The sequence below is a fragment of the Stenotrophomonas sp. NPDC078853 genome (assembly GCF_044901215.1).
Classification (GTDB): Bacteria; Pseudomonadota; Gammaproteobacteria; order Xanthomonadales; family Xanthomonadaceae; genus Stenotrophomonas; species Stenotrophomonas lacuserhaii.
Genome location: NZ_JBJDOQ010000011.1, coordinates 17988 through 38951 on the forward strand (window position 1 = coordinate 17988; position 20964 = coordinate 38951).

General features: G+C 68.5%; 16 protein-coding genes. 8 read left to right on the forward strand and 8 right to left on the reverse strand.

Going from position 1 to position 20964, the window contains the following annotated elements; translation table 11 throughout:
• Positions 1 to 43: 43 nt before the first annotated feature.
• From ACI2JH_RS12110 to ACI2JH_RS12120, 3 genes are all read left to right on the forward strand, one after another.
• The gene (locus tag ACI2JH_RS12110; RefSeq protein ID WP_404736296.1) at positions 44 to 2533 is read left to right on the forward strand and encodes a DEAD/DEAH box helicase; all 2490 of its coding nucleotides are present in this window, start codon (positions 44 to 46) and stop codon (positions 2531 to 2533) included.
• Positions 2530 to 3567, forward strand: a complete 1038-nt coding sequence (locus tag ACI2JH_RS12115) for a ribonuclease H-like domain-containing protein (RefSeq protein ID WP_404736297.1) — start codon at positions 2530 to 2532, stop codon at positions 3565 to 3567. The genes ACI2JH_RS12110 and ACI2JH_RS12115 overlap by 4 nt, the downstream gene beginning before the upstream one ends.
• Positions 3568 to 3648: 81 nt before the next feature.
• The gene (locus ACI2JH_RS12120; RefSeq protein ID WP_101101658.1) at positions 3649 to 3972 is read left to right on the forward strand and encodes an I78 family peptidase inhibitor; all 324 of its coding nucleotides are present in this window, start codon (positions 3649 to 3651) and stop codon (positions 3970 to 3972) included.
• Positions 3973 to 4017: 45 nt separating this feature from the next.
• Here ACI2JH_RS12120 and ACI2JH_RS12125 read toward each other — a convergent pair whose 3' ends face one another.
• From ACI2JH_RS12125 to ACI2JH_RS12140, 4 genes are all read right to left on the reverse strand, one after another.
• The gene (locus ACI2JH_RS12125) at positions 4018 to 5862 is read right to left on the reverse strand and encodes a M56 family metallopeptidase (RefSeq protein ID WP_404736298.1); all 1845 of its coding nucleotides are present in this window, start codon (positions 5860 to 5862) and stop codon (positions 4018 to 4020) included.
• 3 nt (positions 5863 to 5865) lie between these two features.
• Entirely contained in the window at positions 5866 to 6252 is a 387-nt protein-coding gene (locus ACI2JH_RS12130) for a BlaI/MecI/CopY family transcriptional regulator (RefSeq protein ID WP_057508951.1), read from the reverse strand.
• Positions 6253 to 6381: 129 nt separating this feature from the next.
• Positions 6382 to 7350: an SDR family oxidoreductase gene (locus ACI2JH_RS12135; protein ID WP_182656550.1), complete on the reverse strand. Its 969-nt coding sequence runs from the start codon at positions 7348 to 7350 to the stop codon at positions 6382 to 6384.
• Positions 7351 to 7376: 26 nt separating this feature from the next.
• On the reverse strand, positions 7377 to 7610 hold the full coding sequence (locus ACI2JH_RS12140) for a hypothetical protein (RefSeq protein ID WP_182656551.1): 234 nt from the start codon (positions 7608 to 7610) through the stop codon (positions 7377 to 7379).
• 152 nt (positions 7611 to 7762) lie between these two features.
• Between ACI2JH_RS12140 and ACI2JH_RS12145 the strand changes: the two genes are divergently transcribed.
• Positions 7763 to 8107: a hypothetical protein gene (locus ACI2JH_RS12145; RefSeq protein WP_404736299.1), complete on the forward strand. Its 345-nt coding sequence runs from the start codon at positions 7763 to 7765 to the stop codon at positions 8105 to 8107.
• Here ACI2JH_RS12145 and ACI2JH_RS12150 read toward each other — a convergent pair.
• Complete coding sequence (locus ACI2JH_RS12150) at positions 8085 to 9155, reverse strand: DNA topoisomerase IB (RefSeq protein WP_101101666.1); 1071 nt, start codon at positions 9153 to 9155, stop codon at positions 8085 to 8087. The genes ACI2JH_RS12145 and ACI2JH_RS12150 overlap by 23 nt on opposite strands.
• 117 nt (positions 9156 to 9272) lie before the next feature.
• On the opposite strand from ACI2JH_RS12150, the gene ACI2JH_RS12155 reads away from it, so the two are divergent.
• The 3 genes from ACI2JH_RS12155 (at position 9273) to ACI2JH_RS12165 (ending at position 15797) form a co-directional block, all read left to right on the forward strand.
• Complete coding sequence (locus ACI2JH_RS12155; RefSeq protein WP_101101668.1) at positions 9273 to 9668, forward strand: I78 family peptidase inhibitor; 396 nt, start codon at positions 9273 to 9275, stop codon at positions 9666 to 9668.
• 344 nt (positions 9669 to 10012) lie between these two features.
• Positions 10013 to 14281 (forward strand): glutamate synthase large subunit, encoded by a 4269-nt coding sequence (gene gltB / locus ACI2JH_RS12160; protein ID WP_404736300.1) that lies wholly within the window; start codon positions 10013 to 10015, stop codon positions 14279 to 14281.
• A gap of 70 nt (positions 14282 to 14351) precedes the next feature.
• Positions 14352 to 15797 (forward strand): FAD-dependent oxidoreductase, encoded by a 1446-nt coding sequence (locus ACI2JH_RS12165; protein ID WP_182656553.1) that lies wholly within the window; start codon positions 14352 to 14354, stop codon positions 15795 to 15797.
• 17 nt (positions 15798 to 15814) lie between these two features.
• Here the strand turns inward: ACI2JH_RS12165 and ACI2JH_RS12170 are convergent, their stop codons facing one another.
• Positions 15815 to 17863: an ATP-binding protein gene (locus ACI2JH_RS12170; RefSeq protein WP_404736301.1), complete on the reverse strand. Its 2049-nt coding sequence runs from the start codon at positions 17861 to 17863 to the stop codon at positions 15815 to 15817.
• A 186-nt stretch (positions 17864 to 18049) separates the two neighbouring features.
• Here ACI2JH_RS12170 and ACI2JH_RS12175 point away from each other — a divergent pair, with 186 nt between their 5' ends.
• Entirely contained in the window at positions 18050 to 18913 is an 864-nt protein-coding gene (locus ACI2JH_RS12175; protein ID WP_319275782.1) for a methylglyoxal synthase, read from the forward strand.
• 307 nt (positions 18914 to 19220) lie between these two features.
• Here the strand turns inward: ACI2JH_RS12175 and ACI2JH_RS12180 are convergent, their stop codons facing one another.
• Positions 19221 to 20000 (reverse strand): M48 family metallopeptidase, encoded by a 780-nt coding sequence (locus tag ACI2JH_RS12180; protein WP_101101803.1) that lies wholly within the window; start codon positions 19998 to 20000, stop codon positions 19221 to 19223.
• 58 nt (positions 20001 to 20058) lie between these two features.
• Entirely contained in the window at positions 20059 to 20964 is a 906-nt protein-coding gene (locus tag ACI2JH_RS12185) for a recombination-associated protein RdgC (protein ID WP_101101676.1), read from the reverse strand.

Genomic DNA, 20964 nt, shown 5'->3' on the forward strand with positions numbered 1-20964 from the left:
CGAAGCTGTGTTCCCATACCGTTCTTTGCGGCATGTTTTCCTGATGGCTTACGAACTCGCCAAGCGCACCGCCGATGCCGAACACCAGCTCGCTACCCGCGATGGCCTGCCGGCACGTGATGGCGCCCTGCTCGGCGCCCGCCTGCAGCGCCGTTATCACGATCGCATCACCGGCAGTTTCGCCATCCCCGGCCGCGAAGGCAGTTACGCGCCGATCCCGGACAGCGTGCCGCCGGCGCTTGCCGCCGCCCTGAAAGCGCGCGGCATCGACCAGCTCTACAGCCACCAGGCGCAGGCATGGGACGCAGCACAGCGCGGCGAACACGTCGCCATCGTCACCCCCACCGCCAGCGGCAAATCACTCTGCTACACCCTGCCGGTGGTCAGCGCGGCCATGCAGCACAAGGCCAAGGCGCTGTACCTGTTCCCAACCAAGGCGCTGGCCCAGGACCAGGTGGCCGAGCTGCTGGAGCTCAACCGCGCCGGCGACCTGGGGGTCAAGGCCTTCACCTTCGATGGCGATACCCCTGGCGATGCACGGCAGGCAATCCGCCTGCATGGCGACATCGTGGTGTCCAACCCGGACATGCTGCACCAGGCCATCCTGCCGCACCACACCAAGTGGGCGCAGTTCTTCGAGAACCTGCGCTACGTGGTGATCGACGAAGTGCACACCTACCGCGGCGTGTTCGGCAGCCACGTCACCAATGTGCTGCGCCGCCTCAAGCGCATCTGCGCCTTCTACGGGGTGCAACCGCAGTTCATCCTGTGCTCGGCCACCATCGGCAATCCGCAGCAGCATGCCGAGGCCCTGATCGAAGCGCCGGTCACCGCGATCACCGAATCCGGCGCCCCAAGCGGGCCCAAGCAGGTACTGCTGTGGAATCCGCCGGTGGTCAATCCGGACCTGGGCCTGCGCGCCTCGGCGCGCTCGCAGAGCAACCGCATCGCACGCATCGCGATCAAATCCGGGCTGAAGACGCTGGTGTTCGCGCAGAGCCGGCTGATGGTGGAAGTGCTCACCAAGTACCTCAAGGACATTTTCGACCACGACCCGCGCAAGCCCGCCCGCATCCGCGCCTACCGCGGCGGCTACCTGCCGACCGAGCGCCGCGAGACCGAACGCGCGATGCGCGCCGGGCAGATCGACGGCATCGTCAGCACCTCCGCGCTGGAGCTGGGCGTGGACATCGGCAGCCTGGACGTGGTGATCCTCAACGGTTATCCCGGCAGCGTGGCCGCCACCTGGCAGCGCTTCGGCCGCGCCGGTCGCCGCCAGCAGCCCGCGCTGGGCGTCATGGTCGCCAGTTCGCAGCCGCTGGACCAGTACGTGGTGCGGCATCCGGACTTCTTCGGCGATGCCTCGCCGGAGCATGCGCGCATCGCCCCGGACCAGCCGCTGATCCTGTTCGACCACATCCGCTGCGCCGCCTTCGAACTGCCGTTCCTGGTCGGCGATGGCTTCGGCCCGATCGACCCGGAAGTATTCCTGGAAGCATTGGCGGAAACCGAGGTGGTGCACCGCGAAGGCGAGCGCTGGGAGTGGATCGCCGACAGCTACCCCGCCAACGCGGTCAGCCTGCGTTCGGTGGCCGATGGCAACTTCGTGGTGGTCGACCGCAGCGGCGGCAAGCAGCAGATCATCGCCGAAGTGGATTATTCCGCCGCCGCACTGACCCTGTATGAGGGCGCCATCCACATGGTGCAGTCCACCCCTTACCAGGTGGAGACCCTGGACTGGGAAGGCCGCAAGGCCTACGTCACGCGCACGCACGTGGACTACTACACCGACAGCATCGACTTCACCAAGCTCAAGGTGCTGGACCGCTTCGACGGCAACCTCGCCGGGCGCGGCGACTCCCATCATGGCGAGGTGCACGTGGTGCGCCGCGTGGCCGGCTACAAGAAGATCCGTTACTACACCCACGAAAACATCGGCTACGGCCCGGTCAACCTGCCCGACCAGGAACTGCACACCACGGCGGTGTGGTGGCAGTTGCCGCAGGCGCTGCTGCTGCGCGCGTTCGCCAGCAAACAGGACGCACTTGACGGCTTCCTGGGTGCGGCCTACGCGCTGCACATCGTTGCCACGGTGGCGGTGATGGCCGACGCGCGCGACCTGCAGAAGGCGGTCGGCAACGGTGACGGCGCGTGGTTCGCCATCGCCGACCAGAGCGGCCGTGGCCAGCTGCGCGGCGAAGAAGGCGATCCCGGCGCGGTGGAGCTGCTGCAGCAGTTCGTGCCTACCGTGTACCTGTACGACAACTTCCCCGGTGGGGTCGGCCTGAGCGAGCCGTTGTGGCTGCGCCAGCAGGAGCTGGTGCAGCGCGCGCGCGAACTGGTGCAGCGCTGCGACTGCAAGGCGGGCTGCCCGGCCTGCGTCGGCCCGGTGCTGGCCGCACAGGAAACCGACGACACCACCCCGCGTGCGCTGGCCCTGCGCGTGCTGGACCTGTTCGATGCGCAGGCCTGCGAGCACGTGCCGGACGTGTCGGTGGTGGTTGCCGATCCGCTGGAGCTGTTGGCACCGTGAGCCTGAGCCTGGACAAGCTGCGGCTGCTGCGGCGGCAGGCCGGTGACGCCAGGGCGGTTGCCCCGTCAGCGCCCGCCGGACCCTTGCCGGAGCCGACGCCCGGGCTGCCCGCCGCTGCCAACGATGCGAAGCAGCCCGACGCGGCGCGTTCGGTATTTGCCTGGGTGGAAAAGGAGATCCGCCACAAACCCACCGGGGTGGCCGCAGCGCCACGCCAGGTGGCCGACGCCAAGGGACTGCGACGCCTGCTGGGCGTGCGTGAACGCGGTAGCGAGACCCCCCAGGCACCGCGGGCGCGCGCGCAGGACCGCAGCCTGCCCGGCACCGAGATCGCGCCGGGCCTGCACCTGATCGAATCGTTCCTGCCGGGGGATGTCCCATCGGCACCGCTGTCGTTGGCCTTCGCCAAGCGCGAGCAGCAGCACGTGGCGCCGCAGGACCTGCTGTTCTTCGATACCGAAACCACCGGCCTGGCCGGCGGCACCGGCACCCGCGCCTTCATGATCGGCGCGGCCGACTGGCACCAGGATCCAAGCCGGGGGCCGGGCCTGCGCATCCGCCAGCTGATGATCTCCACGATGGCCGCGGAGACCGCCATGCTGCGTACCTTCACCAGCTGGCTCGGATCGACCACGGTGTTTTCCAGCTACAACGGACGCAGCTACGACGCGCCGCTGCTGAAGACCCGCTACCGGCTCGCGCGGCAAGGCGATCCGATCACCGCGCTGGACCACATCGACCTGCTGTACCCGACCCGTCGCCGTTATCGCGGGGTCTGGGAAAACTGCCGGCTGGCCACCATCGAACGGCAGCTGCTGAAGGTGGTGCGCGAGGATGACCTGCCCGGTTCGGAAGCGCCGTCGGCCTGGCTGCGCTACCTGCGCGGCGGCGATGCGGTGAACCTGCGGCGGGTGGTCGAACACAACCACCAGGACGTGGTGACGCTGGCACAGCTGTTCCTGACCTTGGTCGAACAGCAGGCGCAGGCCGATGTGCCACCCCCGGTGAACTGCCTGCCGCTGCAGGCAGGGTGAGCGAGCGTTTACCCGACGTTGACGGCGCATGGCGCCTGATGACCCCTCGTGTCATCCATTCATCGACCCGGGAGGTCCGCCATGCGTTCGAATCGTTGGCTGTTGCTCACCTGTCTGCTGCCGCTGGCCGCCTGCAGCAGTACGCCGTCCAGCGCAGACACCGCGCCGACCACGCCGAAGCCGGAAGTTGCAGGCCTGGGCAGCCACTGCCATGGCGACACCCTGACCGCGCTGAGCGGGCAGATGGCCAGCCAGGAGGTCATCGACCGCGCGGTGCGCGACGCCGGTGCGCGGACCCTGCGTGTGGTCAAACCCGGCATGGCGGTCACCATGGACTACCGCGAAGACCGCGTCACCGTGCGCGTGGATGAGCAGAACAAGATCATCTCTGCCAGCTGCGGTTGATCCCTGCGGGCGGGAGCGGGCGAGCGCCCGCTCCCTGGTTGATGCTCAGAGCCGCACCGCACGCCCATCCGCCAGCGCCTTGGCGATGACCTTTTCGGCTTCGCGCGACGCACGTGCCTGCACCTCCGCCTGACGCTCGCCCAGTACCGCCTGCTGCTCGCCCAGCACCGCCTGCTGCCTGCCCAGTTCTCCCTGCCGGGTGGCCAGTCGGCCCAGTTCGTCATGGGCACTGTCCTGGGTCACACCGCGCGACGCACGCGCCGCCTGCGCGGCCGCATCGCGGTTGATGTCCAATCCCCCCAGCGCACTGCGCGCGGTGTCCCTGGCGTGCTGCGCGGCCGCGCGTGCCTGTTCACCGGTACGCCGGCCCAGCTCGCCCTGCTGGCGGCCAAGCGCCCCCTGCTTCAGCCCCAGGGCGGCCTGTTGCTGGCCCAGTCGCGCAGCATCTGCATACGCGGCCTGCATCTGCTGCAACAATGCAGTGTCGCGCACCACGTAACGCTGGTCGCCCTGGCGGAACCAGAAGCCCGTTGCACCCGCACCCAGGTCACTCCTCGCCTGGGTCACATCATCCAGCGCACCGTCGGCATAGCTCTCGTTGCCGGTGACCAGCACGTGCGCACGCGCAGGCCGTTCGCCCAGGTCCAGCCGACCATGGGTGACCAGGCTGGTGACGCGGTGGCCGCCGTCACGGGTGATGGTATGGGTGGTGGTGCTGGCGTGTCCGCTGCGTGCGCTCGCCGGTGCCGGCGGCGGTGCGGGTGGTGCAGGCGCAGCGGCAGGCGCCGGCGGTGCTTCCGGTGCCGCCAGTGCAGGCGGAGCAGCCGGTGCAGCGGGCGCCGCAGGTGGCGACGGTGGGGCGGGCGGTGGTGGCATGGCCGCAACCAGGCGCATCGGCAGGATCGCCACGGCCAGCACGGCCGCGGTCAGCAGCGCGGTCAGCGCCTTCGGGCAGGCGTGGTGCTGCTGCAGCGAGATCAAGCGGCGCTTGAGGCTCTGCCGGCTGGGCGCGGCACTGGCCACGCCCAGATGCGGATGCGGCATCACGCCCAGCTGCAACAGCAGCCGACCGTAGTCCTGGCGGCGCTCGCCACGGCCGTCCACCACCGCCGCATCCACCGCTTCTTCGCGGGCCTGGGCATACTCGCTGACCGCCAGCCGCAGCAGCGGATGGAAGAAGAACAGGTGCTGCGCCAAGGCCGGCAGCAAGCCCCACTGCAGGTCGTTGCGCTGCAGGTGCTGCAGTTCATGGGTCAGCGCCAGGTCCAGCGCATCGCCCTGCAGGGCATGCCCACCCACCGGCAGCAGCAGCACCGGCCGCAGCGGTCCTACCACCTGCGGCGCATCGATATCGGCACTCATCCACAGGCGCGGGGCGCGACGCAGGCCATGCGCTTCGGCCGCCAGCTGCAGGGCGTGTACCAGCGCCTGGTCATCGCACGGGGTGGCATGGGCCAGCAGCGCGCGGCTTCGCCGCCATTCGCGATGGGTCCGCCAGGCCATGGCCAGTACACCGGCCAGCCACAACGCGGCCAGGGCCAGTGCCCACCAGGGCGTGGTTGCCAGCGCGGACGAAGCGATGCCTTCATCGGCAATCGCCAGCCCCTGTGCCGACAGCGCAGCTGCCTGCACGTACAGCGTTTCACCGACGGCCGGCGTGACCGATCCGGTCGCCAGCGTCGGTGCCGGCAGCACCGCCAGCTGCAGCGGCTGCGCCCAGAACAGGCCCAGCACCGCCTGCAGCGATACCAGCCACCACATCCGGCAGCGCGCGGCCGCACCCAGTGATGGCACGACGCGGCAGACGCCCCACACCAGCGCCACCAGCAGGGCAGTCTGCAGGCTGGTCCAGGCCAACCGTTCCAGCAGCACGATCAGGTTCGCGTCCATGGCTCAGCCCTCCTGCCGGCGTGACTGCAGCTGTTCGACCAGCGCTTCCAGCTCGGCCAGTTCATCGTCGCTGACCGTGTCGCGCTGCGACAGATAGGCCACGAACGGCGACACAGAACCCTGCAGCGTGCGGTCGACGAACTGCGCGATGGCGCCCTGCACCACGCTGTCCTGCCCGGCCGTGGACTGGTAGCGGTACATGCCATCGGCCTGCTCGCGGCGCAGGTAGTTCTTGCCACGAAGGCGTTCCATCATGGTCAGCACGGTGGACCGGGCCAGGCCGCGCGGCTCGCCGAACCCGACTGCCACTTCGCCCACGCTGGGCGTTCCTGCTTCGTCGATGTACTGCAGCAGGGCCAGTTCCTGGTCCCCGATCGTCTTGCGGTGCATGGCACGGTTCCTTGGGTGACTACACGTGTCGCCACAGTGCCCATGGCGACAGATGTAGTCAACCCCCCGAAGGTCATGCGCCGACGAACGGCAAAAGGGTCCGCAGGTGTTACACCCAAGTGTTTCTACTCAGCCGCGCGGCCCGCCCATCACCGGCAGGATCGCGCCGCTGATGTAACTGGAGCAGCTGGGCGCGGCCAGGAACACGTAGGCCGGCGACAGTTCTTCCGGCTGCGCGGCGCGGCCCATGTCGCTGTCCTGGCCGAACTCGCCCACGTCCGGGGCGGCCTTGTCAGCCGGATTCAACGGCGTCCACACCGGTCCCGGCGCCACGCAGTTGACCCGGATGCCGCGCGGCAGCAGCTGGCTGGCCAGTGCCTTGGTGAAGGCATGGATGGCGCCCTTGGTGGCGGAGTAGTCAATCAGCGACTTGCTGCCGAACAGGCCGGTTTCCGAGCCCGAATTGACGATGCTGGCGCCCTCGCCCAAGTGCGGCAGTACGGCGCGGGCCATCTGGATGTAACCGCCGATGTTGGTCTGCAGGGTCTCCTGCAGATGCGCATCATCGAGGTCTTCCAGGCGATGGCAGTGCAGCTGGAAGGCCGCGTTGTTGACCAGGATGTCGATGCCACCGAAGGCCTTGGCCACCTGCTTCACCGCGCGATTGCAGAACTTCGGATCACGCACGTCCCCGGCGATCACGATGCAGCGTCCGCCTTCGCGCTCCACGTGCTGGCGGGTGACATCGGCATCTTCGTGTTCGTCCAGGTGCAGCACCGCCACATCCGCGCCTTCGCGGGCATACAGCACCGCCACCGCACGGCCGATGCCGGAGTCGCCGCCGGTGACGATCGCGCGCAGGCCTTTCAGCTTCCCGCTGCCCACGTAGTCGGGCGCGAGGAAACGGGGTGACAGGTCCAGTTCGTTTTCGTTGCCGGGCTTGGCGATGTTCTGCGCGGGCATCTTTTCCGGTTGCCTGCGGGTGCCGGCCTGGCTGGTTTTCTTCTTGCTGGCCTGCTTTCCGGCAGCGGTGTCCTTGGCCTTTTCTTCACTCTGGAGGCGGCGCTGGCGGCTCGCCGTTTTTTTCGCGGTTGCCATGAACTTTTTTCTCCTGCGGTTTCGGGTCAGGCACGGTCCGCCACACCGTCGACGCCGGCGTGGGTCGCGCAATGCGCACAGCAGTAAATGGATCCTCCGCCCTCCACCCCGTGCCCGATGATCGCGCACTCACAGTGGGCACAACGCGGGGCAAACGCGTGGATCGCGCATTCAAACGAGTCGAATGTCCCGCTGCGTCCGCCCTGGGTCAGGGTGAAGCTCTTGTCGTAGTCGTTTCCGCAGACATCGCAGGTCGACATGGCCGATCTCCTGTTCTGGTGGAGGCCCCACTATCCCGCCCACGCCGGGCGCGAACAGTGAATGGAACGTGCCCGTGACGTGCACGCGTTCATCCCGGCACCACGCCGCAGGCGTCAGTCTGGGCGCCTCGAACCTGATTGGAGCTGCAACGATGATCCGTTATCTCAGCGTGGCCGCGATGGCCGTGTCCCTGGCCGCCTGCAGCAGCACGCCGGTGGCCCAGGTGCAGCCGATCGACGGCGTGATTTCAGGCCAGTGCCACCTGGACAAGGTGCAGGGCGCGGTCGGCCTGGCGGCCTCGGCGGCGACCGTGGAACGCGCCCGCGTGGACAGTGACAGCCTGCAGGTGCAGGTGCTGCGCGGCAGCCGCGAGCGCAGTGGCCCCACCGCCAGCGGCAGCGCCGATCCGGCCGCCGGTGCCGCGCACGAGGGCGGCGAACGGGTGACGATTGAAACCGGTCGCACCAACAACATCACCGCGATTTACTGCGGCTGACCTTGGCCGCCACCCGGCGCGCCCTGCGCAGGTAGCGCAGGGTCGCCTGTTCCCACTGGCGCGGCCCGCGCAGGCCGGCCAGTGCCACCAGCTCACCCCGCTCCCAGCCGTCGAACACGCTGGGATCGATGTAAGCCTTGCGGCACACCGCCGGCGTATTGCCGAGCAGGTCGGCCACCTTGCACACCACCTCGCGCTGCGCCGCCGCCAGTGCGGTCTTGCTGGCGGGCTCGGGCAGCTCGGTGGCGGCGAAGGCCCGCAGTGCTTCCACGGTGCCGCCCCAGGTGCGGAAGTCCTTGGCGGTGAACTCCTCGCCCATCACCTCGCGCAGGTAGTCATTGACCTCACCGGAATCCACCGGCTGCAGCGTGCCATCGTCATCGCGGTACTGGAACAGCGCCTGCCCGGGCAGCTGCTGGATGCTTCGCACCTGCCTGGCCAACTGTCTGTCGCCGATCTCCACTTCGTGGTGCTGGCCGGACTTGCCGCGGAAGCGCATCTGCACCCGGCCGCCCGCCACCAGCGCCAGGTGGCGGTTGCGCAGCGTGGTCAGGCCGAAGGATTTGTTTTCGCGCGCATAGGTTTCATTGCCGACACGCACCAGCGTTTCGGCCAGAAGCGCTACCACGATCGCAAGGACCTTCTCGCGCGGGAAACCCGCACGCTTCAGGTCGTTGCGCAGGTGCCGGCGCAGCTTCGGCAGAGCCTCGCCGAAGGCGATGATGCGGTCGAACTTGCCCTCCCCGCGCACCCGCGCCCAGTCGGGGTGGTAGCGGTACTGCTTGCGACCCCGTGCGTCACGCCCGGTTGCCTGCAGGTGACCATTGGGCCAGGGGCAGATCCACACGTCGGTATAGGCCGGGGGCACGGCCAGTGAGCGGATGCGGGCCAGTACCTCGGCGTCGCGCACGACGTGTCCGGCCGGGTCGCGGTAGCTGAATCCTTTTCCCGCCCGACGCCGCTGGTAGCCCGGCTGGCTGTCGTCCACGTAACGCAGTCCGGCAGCGCGGGCGGCGGCTTTTTCAGGGGTTGCGGGGGGTGGGCTCATGCGCGCAGTGTGGCGGTCGCACCGAGCACGCCGCGTCAATAACGCAACACAAACACGTGGGCGGCCAACAGCCGCTATGCTCACGCCTTTGTCACCTTGAACGTTCCTGGAGTCCGCATGCCGTTCCTGCAGTTGCCGCGCCTGGCGCGCCCCTTCCTGCTCCTGCTCCCCGCCACCCTGTTGCTGGCCGCCTGTTCGGCACCGCCGATGGACGAACAGGATGCGGTCACCGCCCAGGCCCAGCAGGCCGCTGAAAAGGCCACCGCCCCTGCCGACGAAGCCGGCAAGGCGACCGAAGCCCCACCGATCGGCAACTGCGATGCCACCCAGGTGCAGAGCCTAGTCGGCCAGGCCTATACCGATGCACTCGGCAGCCAGGCCCAGCAGGATGCCAGCGCGAAATCGCTGCGCGTGCTGCGCCCCGGCGACATGACCACGATGGAGTTCGTGGGCGAGCGCCTGAACGTGGAAGTTGACGAGAAGGACGTGGTCAGCGGCCTTCGCTGCGGCTGATTCCCCAGCGCTGGCAAGCACTTGCCAGCGCCTTGGTTGCGCGTGCAACCGTGTGTTGCGGCATTGCACCATCTATGGTCTAGTCGAAGCATCCGGTGGCATCCCGCGCGCTCCAGGTAGCGCGCCCTGTCTCCTGGAGTGAGCGCGAAAGCGCTTGGCGAGCGCCAGGGGAGGCACGCCACCGCACGGGCATCGGCCCTGCCGGGGGAACGGTCGCATCGACCAACGCCAGGACGCCACTTCGCTTTTCCCTGCCGTCCCGGCACGGCAGCCTCATTCCAGTGGTCACGGCGCGTCCTGTGGGCAGGCTCAGGAGTCCCCGCTCACCTGACCAAGAGGCAAAGATGGCCCCCCGCAACCGCCACGGGCTTTACGACCCACGACACGAGCGCGATGCCTGTGGTTTCGGCATGGTCGCCCAGTTGGATGACCAGCCGTCCCGGCTGCTCGTGGATACCGCCATCGCCGCGCTTTCGCGGATGACCCACCGTGGTGGCGTCGCCGCCGACGGCGTGACCGGCGATGGCTGCGGCCTGCTGCTGCGTCGCCCGCAGGCGTTCCTGAAAGCCATCGCCGCCGAAGCGGGCATCAACGTCGGCGCGTGCTTCGCTGCCGGCGTGGTGTTCCTGCCGCACGATGAAACCGCCGCCGCACAGTGCCGCGCCGCGCTGGAAGCGGAGCTCTCCAAGGCCGGCACGCAGCCGCGCGGCTGGCGCGTGGTGCCGACCGATCCCAGCGTCTGTGGACAGCTGGCACGCGATACGCTGCCGCGCATCGAACAGGTCTTCGTCGATGCCGGCCAAGCGCAGGACAATGCCGGCTTCACCCTGGCCCTGTTCCTGGCCCGTCGCCGCAGCGAACAGTCGCTGCGCGACCACGCCGATTACTACGTCACCACGCTCAGCCCGAACGCGATCAGCTACAAGGGCATGGTGCTGCCGGACAAGCTGTCGCGCTTCTTCCTGGACCTGCAGCGCAGCGACCTGGCCTCAAGCGCTATCGTGTTCCACCAGCGCTTTTCCACCAATACGCTGCCGCGCTGGCCGCTGGCGCATCCGTTCCGCATGCTCGCCCACAACGGCGAGATCAACACCATCGAAGGCAACCGCCGCTGGGCGCAGGCGCGCAGCAAGGTGTGGAAGACTCCGCGCTTCGACATCGCCGAGTTCGATCCGGTGATCTCCATGCACGGTTCGGACTCGCAGAGCCTGGACAACATGCTGGAACTGATGGTCAGCGCCGGCATGGAGCTGATCCAGGCGCTGCGCATCCTGGTCCCGCCTGCGACCCAGTCGCTGGAATTCAAGGACCCCGACCTCGCCGCGTTCTACGAATTCCACGGGCTCAACAGCGAGCCGTGGGACGGCCCGGCCGGCATCGTCGCCTGCGACGACCGCTACGCGGTGTGCACGCTGGACCGCAATGGCCTGCGCCCGGCGCGCTGGATGCTCACTTCCGACCGCCACTTCCTGGTCGCCTCCGAAGCCGGCGTGTGGGAAGTGCCGACCGAACGCGTGGTGCGCAAGGGCAAGCTGGGGCCGGGCGAGATGATCGCCATCGACCTCAAGCGCGGCGACCTGCTCGATTCGGAGGCGGTGGACCGCATCAACCGCGGACGCGCGCCGTACAAGCAGTGGCTGCAGCAGGGCGTGACCTACCTGCAGACCGAACTGATCGATCCTTCGCTGGTGGAAGAACCGTTCGACGCCCGCACCCTGCGCAGTTACCACAAGCTGTACCAGCTCAGCACCGAGGAAGTGGAGCAGGTGCTGCGCCCGCTGGCGGAGACCGAGCAGGAAGCCACCGGTTCGATGGGCGATGACACGCCGATGGCGGTGCTGAGCCAGCGCAAGCTGCGCCAGCTGCTGAAGATGGAGCAGTACGCCGACGCCAACCGGCTGATCGACCTGTCCTACAGCGAAGAGGAAGGACTGCGGGCCGGCATCGAGCGCATCTGTGCCGAGGCCGAACAGGCCGCGCGCGATGGCATCGTCATGCTGCTGCTGTCCGACCGCTACCCGGTGGCCGACCGGCCGATGGTGCATGCCCTGCTGGCCACCAGCGCGGTGCACCACCATCTGTGCAACACCGGGCTGCGCTGCGAGGTGAACCTGATCCTGGAAACCGGCACTGCGCGCGATCCGCACCACATGGCCTGCCTGCTCGGTTTCGGCGCCACCGCGGTGTATCCGTACCTGGCCTACCAGACCCTGTTCGACCTCGGGCGCCGCGGCATCCTCAAGCTCAGCAAGGGCGGCGAGCAGTCGCAGATCGGCCGCCGTTACCGCAAGGGCGTGTACAAGGGGCTGTCCAAGATCATCTCCAAGATGGGCATCTGTACCGTGGCCAGCTACCGCGGCGCGCAGCTGTTCGAGATCGTCGGGCTGGAGCCGGACGTGGTCGAGCTGTGCTTCCCGGAGACGCCGTCGCGGGTCGGCGGCGTCAGCTTCGCGCGGCTGGATGCCGAAGCGCGCGAACTGACCGTGCAGGCCTGGGACGACCAGGTGCAGCCGGACGTCGGCGGCCTGCTGAAGTACGTGCACGGCGGCGAATACCACATGTACAACCCGGACGTGGTCATGACCCTGCAGCGCGCCTCGCGCTCGGGCGATCCGGCGCATTGGCAGGCGTACTGCGATGCCGTGCATGCACGTCCGCCGTCCGCGCTGCGCGACCTGCTGCAGCTGGTGCCGGCCGCCACGCCGACGCCGCTGGACGAGGTGGCGCCGGCCAGCGAACTGTTCCCGCGCTTTGATACCGCAGCGATCAGCCTGGGTGCATTGTCGCCGGAAGCGCATGAAGCGCTGGCCATTGCGATGAACCGCCTGGGTGGCCGCAGCAACTCCGGCGAAGGCGGCGAAGACCCCGCCCGCTATGGCACCGAGAAGCGTTCCAAGATCAAGCAGGTGGCTTCGGGTCGCTTCGGTGTCACCGCCGAATACCTGGTCAACGCCGAAGTGCTGCAGATCAAGGTCGCCCAGGGCGCCAAGCCCGGCGAGGGCGGCCAGCTGCCCGGCCACAAGGTCAACGAACTGATCGCCCGCCTGCGTTACGCCAAGCCGGGCATCGGCCTGATCTCGCCGCCGCCGCACCACGACATCTACTCCATCGAAGACCTGGCCCAGCTGATCTACGACCTCAAGCAGGTCAACCCGACCGCGCTGGTGTCGGTGAAGCTGGTCAGCCATGCCGGCGTGGGCACGATCGCCGCCGGCGTGGTCAAGGCCGGCGCCGACCTGATCACCATCTCCGGCCACGACGGCGGCACCGGCGCCTCGCCGGTGAGTTCCATCCGCTACGCCGGCGTGCCGTGGGAACTGGGCGTGGCCGAAGCGCACCAGGCGCTGGTCGGCAACGATCTGCGCGCGCGCACCATCCTGCAGACCGATGGCGGCCTGAAGACCGGCCTGGACGTGGTCAAGGCGGCCATCCTCGGCGCGGACAGCTTCGGCTTCGGCACCGGTCCGATGATCGTGCTGGGCTGCAAGTACCTGCGCATCTGCCACCTCAACAACTGCGCCACCGGCGTGGCCACCCAGGACGAGCGCCTGCGCGAGAACTACTTCACCGGCCAGCCCGAACGCGTGGAGAACTTCTTCAGGCTGCTGGCCGAGGAAGTGCGCGGCTGGCTGTCCCACCTGGGCGTGCGTTCGCTGCAGGAGATCGTCGGCCGCACCGAACTGCTGCGGCAGATCGATGCCGCGCCGCGCGAAGGGGTGCGCGTGGACCTGTCGCGGCTGCTCGCCGATGCCAGCTACGAAGGCAGCCACTGCGCCGCCCAGCGCCTGTACGAATCGCCGGACAGCCTGGCCACGCAGATGGACGGGCTGCTGGCCGATGCCATCGCGCACAAGCGCGGCGGCGACCATCGCTTCCTGATCCACAACACCGACCGCAGCATCGGCACCCGCCTGTCGGGCACCATCGCCCGCGCGCACGGCAACCAGGGCATGGCCGAATCACCGCTGGAGCTGCGCTTCCGCGGCACCGCCGGGCAGAGTTTCGGTGCCTTCAACGTCGGTGGCCTGCACCTGGAAGTGGAAGGCGAAGCCAACGACTACGTGGGCAAGGGCATGGCCGGCGGCCGGCTGGTGGTGCGTCCGCCACGCGGCGCGCGCTTCGAAGCCCGCAGCACCGCGATCATCGGCAACACCTGCCTGTACGGGGCCACCGGTGGCGAGCTGTTCGCTGCCGGGCGGGCCGGCGAGCGCTTCGCGGTGCGCAACTCCGGCGCGCTGGCGGTGATCGAAGGCGCCGGTGACCACTGCTGCGAATACATGACCGACGGCGTGGTGCTGGTGCTGGGCAAGGTCGGCCTGAACTTCGGCGCCGGCTTCACCGGCGGGCTGGCCTACGTGCTGGACGTGGACCGTGATTTCGTCGACCGCTACAACCACGAGCTGATCGACATCCACCGCGTTTCCGCCGAAGGCTTCGAGAACTACCGCCAGCACCTGCATCGGCTGATCGGCCGCCACCGCGAGCTGACCGGCAGCATCTGGGCCCAGCAGATCATGGACGAGTTCCGCGATTACATTGGCAAGTTCTGGCTGGTGAAGCCCAAGGCCGCCAGCATCGAATCGCTGACCGAAACGCTGCGCCGCGCCGCATGACCCCGCCCTTTTCATCGGTAGTGCCGGCCGCTGGCCGGCAGCACCTCCAAGCCGAAAGGCAGAGCCCGCCATGAGTCGCAAGCACGCTTTCCAGTTCCTCGACCTGCCCCGGACGATGCCGCAGCGCATCCCGGTGGAACTCCGCACCTCCGGCGACTGGGGCGAGCTGTACGGCAAGTTCGGCAAGGAGGAGGCGCAGTACCAGGCCGGCCGCTGCCTGGACTGCGGCAACCCGTACTGCAGCTGGAAATGCCCGGTGCACAACGCGATCCCGCAATGGCTGCAGCTGGTGCAGGAAAACCGCATCGAAGAAGCCGCCACGCTGTGCCACAGCACCAACCCGCTGCCGGAAGTGTGTGGCCGGGTGTGCCCGCAGGACCGCCTCTGCGAAGGCAGCTGCACGCTGGAGGAATTCGGCGCGGTGACCATCGGGGCGGTGGAAAAATACATCGTCGATACCGCGCTGGCACGCGGCTGGCGTCCGGACCTGAGCGCGGTGGAGCCCACCGGGCGCACGGTGGCGGTGGTGGGTGCCGGACCGGCCGGGCTGGCCTGCGCCGACCGCCTGGCGCGTGCCGGCATCACCGCGGTGGTATACGACCGCTACGAACAGATCGGCGGGCTGCTGCAGTTCGGCATCCCCAGCTTCAAGCTGGACAAGGACGTGATCCGCAAGCGCCGCGAGGTGCTGGAAGGCATGGGCGTGCAGTTCCGGCTGGGCGTGGAGATCGGCCGCGATGTCACCGTGGATGACCTGCTGCAGCGACACGATGCGGTGTTCCTGGGCACCGGTGCCTACCGCTATACCGACGGCGGGCTGGATGGGCAGGACCTGAAAGGTGTGCTGCCGGCACTGCCGTTCCTGGTACAGAACGCCCGCATCGTCAGCGGCGACAATCCGCAGGGCCGCCCGATCGCCGGCTGGGAAGACCAGATCAGCCTGCCCGACCTCACCGGCAAGCGCGTGGTGGTGCTGGGCGGCGGCGATACCGGCATGGACTGCGTGCGCAGCGCCATCCGCCTGGGTGCGGCGCGCGTTACCTGCGCCTACCGCCGCGACGAAGCCAACATGCCCGGCTCCGCGCGCGAGGTCGCCAATGCCCGCGAAGAAGGCGTGCGCTTCCTGTTCAACCGCCAGCCGCTGTCGATCGAAGCCGGTGCCGACGATGAGGCGATCGGCGTGACCGTGGTGGAGACGCGGCTGGCCGCGCCCGATGCCGATGGCCGCCAGGCCGCGGTGCCGATCGAGGGCAGCGAATCGCTGCTGGAAGCCGACGTGGTGATCATCGCCTTCGGCTTCTCGCCCAGCGCGCCGGAATGGCTGTCCGCGCACGGCGTGGAATCCACCGGCAATGGTCGCCTGCAGGTCGGCGGCAAGGACCGCCTGCCGTTCCAGACCGCACACCCGCGGCTGTTCGCCGGCGGCGATGCCGTACGCGGTGCGGACCTGGTGGTGACCGCGGTAGCCGAAGGGCGCGATGCCGCGGCCAGCATCGTGCGCCTGCTGCTGGCGTGACCCTGCGCGCAGCTGCGCTAGCCTTCCAGCTGGCGCAGGTGCGCGATGCAGCGCTGCAGGCGGTGATGCAACTGGTCGCGCTGGGCGCGCGATGGCGGTACCTGCGCCTCGTTCAGCTCGCGCAGGTGGGTGGACAGCGCCGCCAGTCCGAGGCTGCCCACGCCGCCGGCCATGCGATGCAGCCGCTGCGAGGCCATGCGCTGGTCCGCCCGGTGCCACGCGTCCTGCAGTGCCGCCCCGTCCTCTTCCAGGCTGGCGCGCAGCGTCTGTACCAGCTGGCGGGCGGCGTCCTCCGTACCGAAGCGGGCCACCAATGACGCCAGGGTCGGCGCATCGCTGCATTCAACCCCGGCGCACGGTGCTGCCGGCGCAGCGCCAGCGTCCAACAGCCCGGGCGCGACCTTGGCGATCGCATCGTGCAGCGTGCGCCGGCTGATCGGCTTGGCGAGCAGGTGGTCCAGGGCCATCCCCCGCATACCGTCGATATCGGCGGTCATGCCGATGATGGGCCCGGGCGCACGGCCCCGCTGCTGTTCTTCGCGGCGGATGTGCTGCACCAGCCCGGCACCGTTGAGGCCGGGCATCTGCTCATCGGTGAACAGCAGCCGGGGTGGGTCGCGGCGCCACGACGCCAGCGCCTGCAGGCCATCGCCGGCCACTTCCACATCCAGGCCCATGCCGCGCAGCCACCACTGCATCAACAGCTGCTGGGTCGGATGGTCTTCGGCAACCAGCACGCGGGGCGACGATCCGCTGCGCCGCGATGCGTCCGGCCCGCAGCCAGGATCGGCAAGGTTGCTCGCCACGGCATCACCTGCGAGCGGCACGGAGGCGTGCTGCAGTTCCAGTTCGATTTCCACCACCGTGCCCTGGCCGGGCACACTGCGCAGGGCCAGCGTGCCGCCCATCGCGGTGACCAGCTGGCGGCAGATGCCCAGTCCCAGCCCGGACCCGCCATGCTGGCGCGTCGTGGAGCGCTCGGCCTGGGCAAACGGCTCGAACACCGCCTCCTGCCGCTCCAACGCGATGCCCACCCCGGTATCGGCCACGACCAGCCGCAACCGCTGCGCGTGGGCGGTGTCTTCGAGCGCTTGCAGGGACAGCGATACACCGCCGTGGCGGGTGAACTTGATCGCATTGCCGACCAGGTTGAACAGCACCTGCCGCAGGCGGGTGGCGTCGGCCAGCAGCTGCGTGGCCACCCGTGCTCCCACGCGCTGGTGCAGGTACAGACCCTTGGACTGTGCGACCGGCCGCAGCAGGGCCTCCACGCTCTGCACCAGCGCGCGCAGGTCGACCGGCCCGTCCTGCAGGTCCATGCCCTCGGCGCGTCCTGCGGACAGAGCGGCAACGTCGTCCAGGATGCGTCCCAGCATCGACGCGGCGTCGTCCAGGGTGGCCATCACCGCACGCTGGTGCGCGTCCAGCGGTGCACCCCGCAGCCGTGCCAGGCGCTGCAGCAGCACGTGCATCGGTGCGCCGATCCCCGTCCCCAGGCTGGAGACCATCTGCTCACGCTCGGCCGCATCCGCAGCGGCCTGCGCATGCGCGCGGAGGATCGCCTGTGCACGGGCGTCGGCGTCTGACACGTCCATCCAGTAACCCGTCCAGCACTGCTCGCTGGATGCTTCCAGACGGGGCCATGCGTGCATGGCGACATGCCGTGGCCCGCGTACGCCTTCGGCGGAAAAACGCAGCGCCACCGGACAGATGCGACGCACCGCGCGCAGCAACACCGACAGCACCCGCTTGTGGTCAGCGGCATGGATGGCGGCAAGGATGCGCGAAGGATCGTCCTGTAGTTCGCGCGGCGTTGCACTGAACAGCTGCGGCGTGTCCCCGGCCAACAGTTCGATGTGGATTTCTCCGTCGCGCGCGCGCCGCGCCTGGAACACGACCACCGGCAGGTTCCTGGATACCTCGTCGATCAGTCGCTGCACGTCACGGCTGCGGCGGACTTCGTCGCGCAGCCGCCAGTAGCCGTTCGCCTGCACGAGGGCGATGCCGGCAAGCGCCAGCAACAGGCCCGCAACGACGAGCGGCCCCCGCGTCGGCGCCGGCAGCATGAATGATCCCAGGGCGAGGCAGACGGTGACAACGCACGGCGTCACGAAGATGTCCTTTTCCGCAATCCAGGATCCACCGACGCTAGCAGGCTCATCGCTGGGCACCATCAGGATTGCTGCATAAACGACGACGCCCGGCGTGATCCAGCGCATACACTTCGGCAGTGCCCCCTGGAGAATCTCCGTATGCGACTTGGACTGGCCGCCAACCGGCTGCACCACCATGATGGCGAAGCGGCCCTGTTCCGCTTCCTGCGCGCCAGTGAGGCGGGCCTGCGTGACCTGCAGTGTTCGCTGCATGCGGTGGGCCGCACCTTCGATGCGATCCAGCAGCATGGTCCGCTGCGGGGCGATCCGCTGGTCCGGCAGTATCCGTATGGCCGCGACGGCGGGCTGATGAAGCTGGTGGCCGAGGTGGTCGGCATGGGCGCCGAGCGCAGCCTGGACGGCGCCATCTACCTGATCGACCCGGTCGATCCGTCATCGATTTTCCCGGAGGCGATCGCGCTCAAGCGCCAGTGCGTGATCCATGCCAAGCCCTTCATTTCCACCGTGGCCAGCGCGCGCGACTGGGTGGAGGTGGAGCGCCTGCACGCCGGCTTCGCCGCCGATGCGGCCGCGGACGACCTGCACCGGTTCGAAGGGCAGACCCTGGCGCTGATCGCGCACGATGCGATGAAGCCGGCGATGCTGGCATTCGCCGACGAGCACTTCGCCGTGCTGTCGCGGTTTGCTTCGCGGATCGGTACCGGTACCACCGGCCAGCGCTTGAACGAACTGGCGTGGAGCCGCGGCTGGCCGGCCGATACGCCGTGGGTGACGCGCTACCAGAGTGGCCCGATGGGCGGTGATGCACAGATCGCCGACCAGGTGCTGGAGGGGCGCTGCCAGCGCGCGGTGTTCTTCGAAGATCCGCACGTGGCGCGGCAGCATGAAGCCGACATCCAGCTGCTGGAGCGGGCGGTGACCACGGTGACCGACCTGGCGGTGTGCATCACTTCGCCGCGGGTGGCGGCGCGGTGGGCTTCTGCGGCGGCGCTGCGTTTTTGAAGCCGGTTACGTGTGAGGCGCCGGGTGGGCAGGCCAGGCAGGACACGCCGTGAATCCGTCCATGGAGGCTCGCTGTTCGCATCCATGCGAACAGACGGTCCTGCCTGGCCTGCCCACCCGGCGCCCTGACGGTTCACGGGCGCCCGGCGCATGGGGAATGAATGAAAAGCGGGGCACTGCTATATCCGGCGCAGACGGCAGCGGTATTCCTGCTGTGCGGGAGCCCCTTGTTGTTCAAGGGGGCGCGCCGAAGGCGGGGGGATAAAGTGGAATGCGTGGGCGACTGCTGTGGCTCGCCGCAGGCGGGTTACAGCAGTTGCCTTAGCATTGCCTTCAATCTGCGGCCTTCCTGCTGGAAGTAGTCGCGTTGTTGGCGCCAGGCGGGGAAGCGTTGTTCGACTTCGTGCCAGAAGGCGGGCGAGTGGTTGGCCTGCAGCAGGTGGCAGAGTTCGTGGACGAGGACGTACTCGAACGCTTCCGGCTTGCCCAGGACCAGTGCCAGGTCCAGTGCCATGCTGCCGTCGGGGGCCAGTGATCCCCATTGCGAGGACATCACCTTCAGCCGGATACGCGTCGGCGCGCGTGGCAGGCCAGGCAGGTAGCGCGGCAGCCAGCGTCCTACGTCAGCGCGCGTCTGCGCTTCATAGAACTCGCGCAGCAGGCGCTTGAGCGTGGTCGGGGTGGCGCGCGCCGGCCAGTGCACGCACGCGCCCTGTTCGTCCACCTCCAGCTTGGCGTAGCGTGCTTCCTGCCAGCGCAGCGGAATCAGTTCACCGCGCAGTGGCAACAGTCCAGGCTCGCCCGGCACAAGCGGCGGCGGCATGCGATCAGAGCGGTAGTGCTGCAGCTGCTCGGACAGCCAGCCCCGATGCTGCTCAAGGAACCGCTCGCCGGTCTGCAGGCTGGCACGCAGCGGCAGCGTCAGCCGCGCACCGCGTTCGTCCACGCTGAGCTTGATGCGACGCGCACGCGGATCGCGCACGCGCAGCACATCAATCTCCGCATCGTCCAGCCGCAGTCGCACGGTATCGCGCTGCACGGTGGCACTGGGTGCAGGGGACAGCAGGCGGCGGAGCAGGCGACTCATGCCACCAGCATACGCCGCCACGGACGGCGCGATGTCAGCAACGTCCGCCCCACCCTGTTCAGTCCGCCTTGCTCAGCTTGAAGGCCTCTTCCAGCAGCAGGAACAGGCGACGGATCTCGGCGCTCTGCAGTGCGAAGCGTGCATCCAGCTCGGCACGACGGCCGTCATCGTCCGAATGCTCAAGCTGGTCCAGCGCGCCATCGAGGAACTTCAGCTTGCGCACGATCAGGTCATCGCCGATCACGAAGGACAGGTTGTCTTCGAACACCAGGGCCAGCTTGGTGACCTGCTTGCCCGCGTCCAGGTGCTTGTCGATCTCGTCGCAGCGCAGTTCCTGGTGCTGGCACTTGACCACGGCACCGCCCTCCACCGGGTCCTTCATTTCGCACTCTTCGCCCAGCGACAGGCCGGTCGGCAGCGGTTCGCCGGCAATCCAGCCGGTGAGGATCGAACGTGGCGCCACTTCGGCGTTCAGTGGCATCGCCGGGAAACTGCCCAGCAGCCCGCGGATGTCGGACATGAAGTACTCGGCGGTCTTGCGACTGGAGCAGTCCACTGCGACGTAGCCATGCTTGAGGTCGATGAAAGCATCGTTGCGCGAGTTCTTGACGAAGGCGCGCGGCAGCAGTTCATGCAGCAGGTCGTCCTTCATGCGCTTGCGTTCGCGGCCGCCGGGACGACGCCCTTCGTTGGACTCGATTTCCTCCAGCTTGCGCTCCAGCAGGTCGTTGACCACCGCGCCCGGCAGGATCTTGTCTTCACCGCCGACGGTCAGCCACAGATGCTCTTCGATGCGGTGGGAGAACTGTTCCTTCTCTTCGCGGCCGAACGGGGAAATGAAGCCACGCGAATTCATCTCAAGCGGGCCGACCGGCTTGAGCAGGGCATTCGGCAACTGGGTGTCCACGTTGGAGAAATCGGTGGCGGTGGGGAAACGGAAGAAAGTCAGGTTGCGAAAGAACAT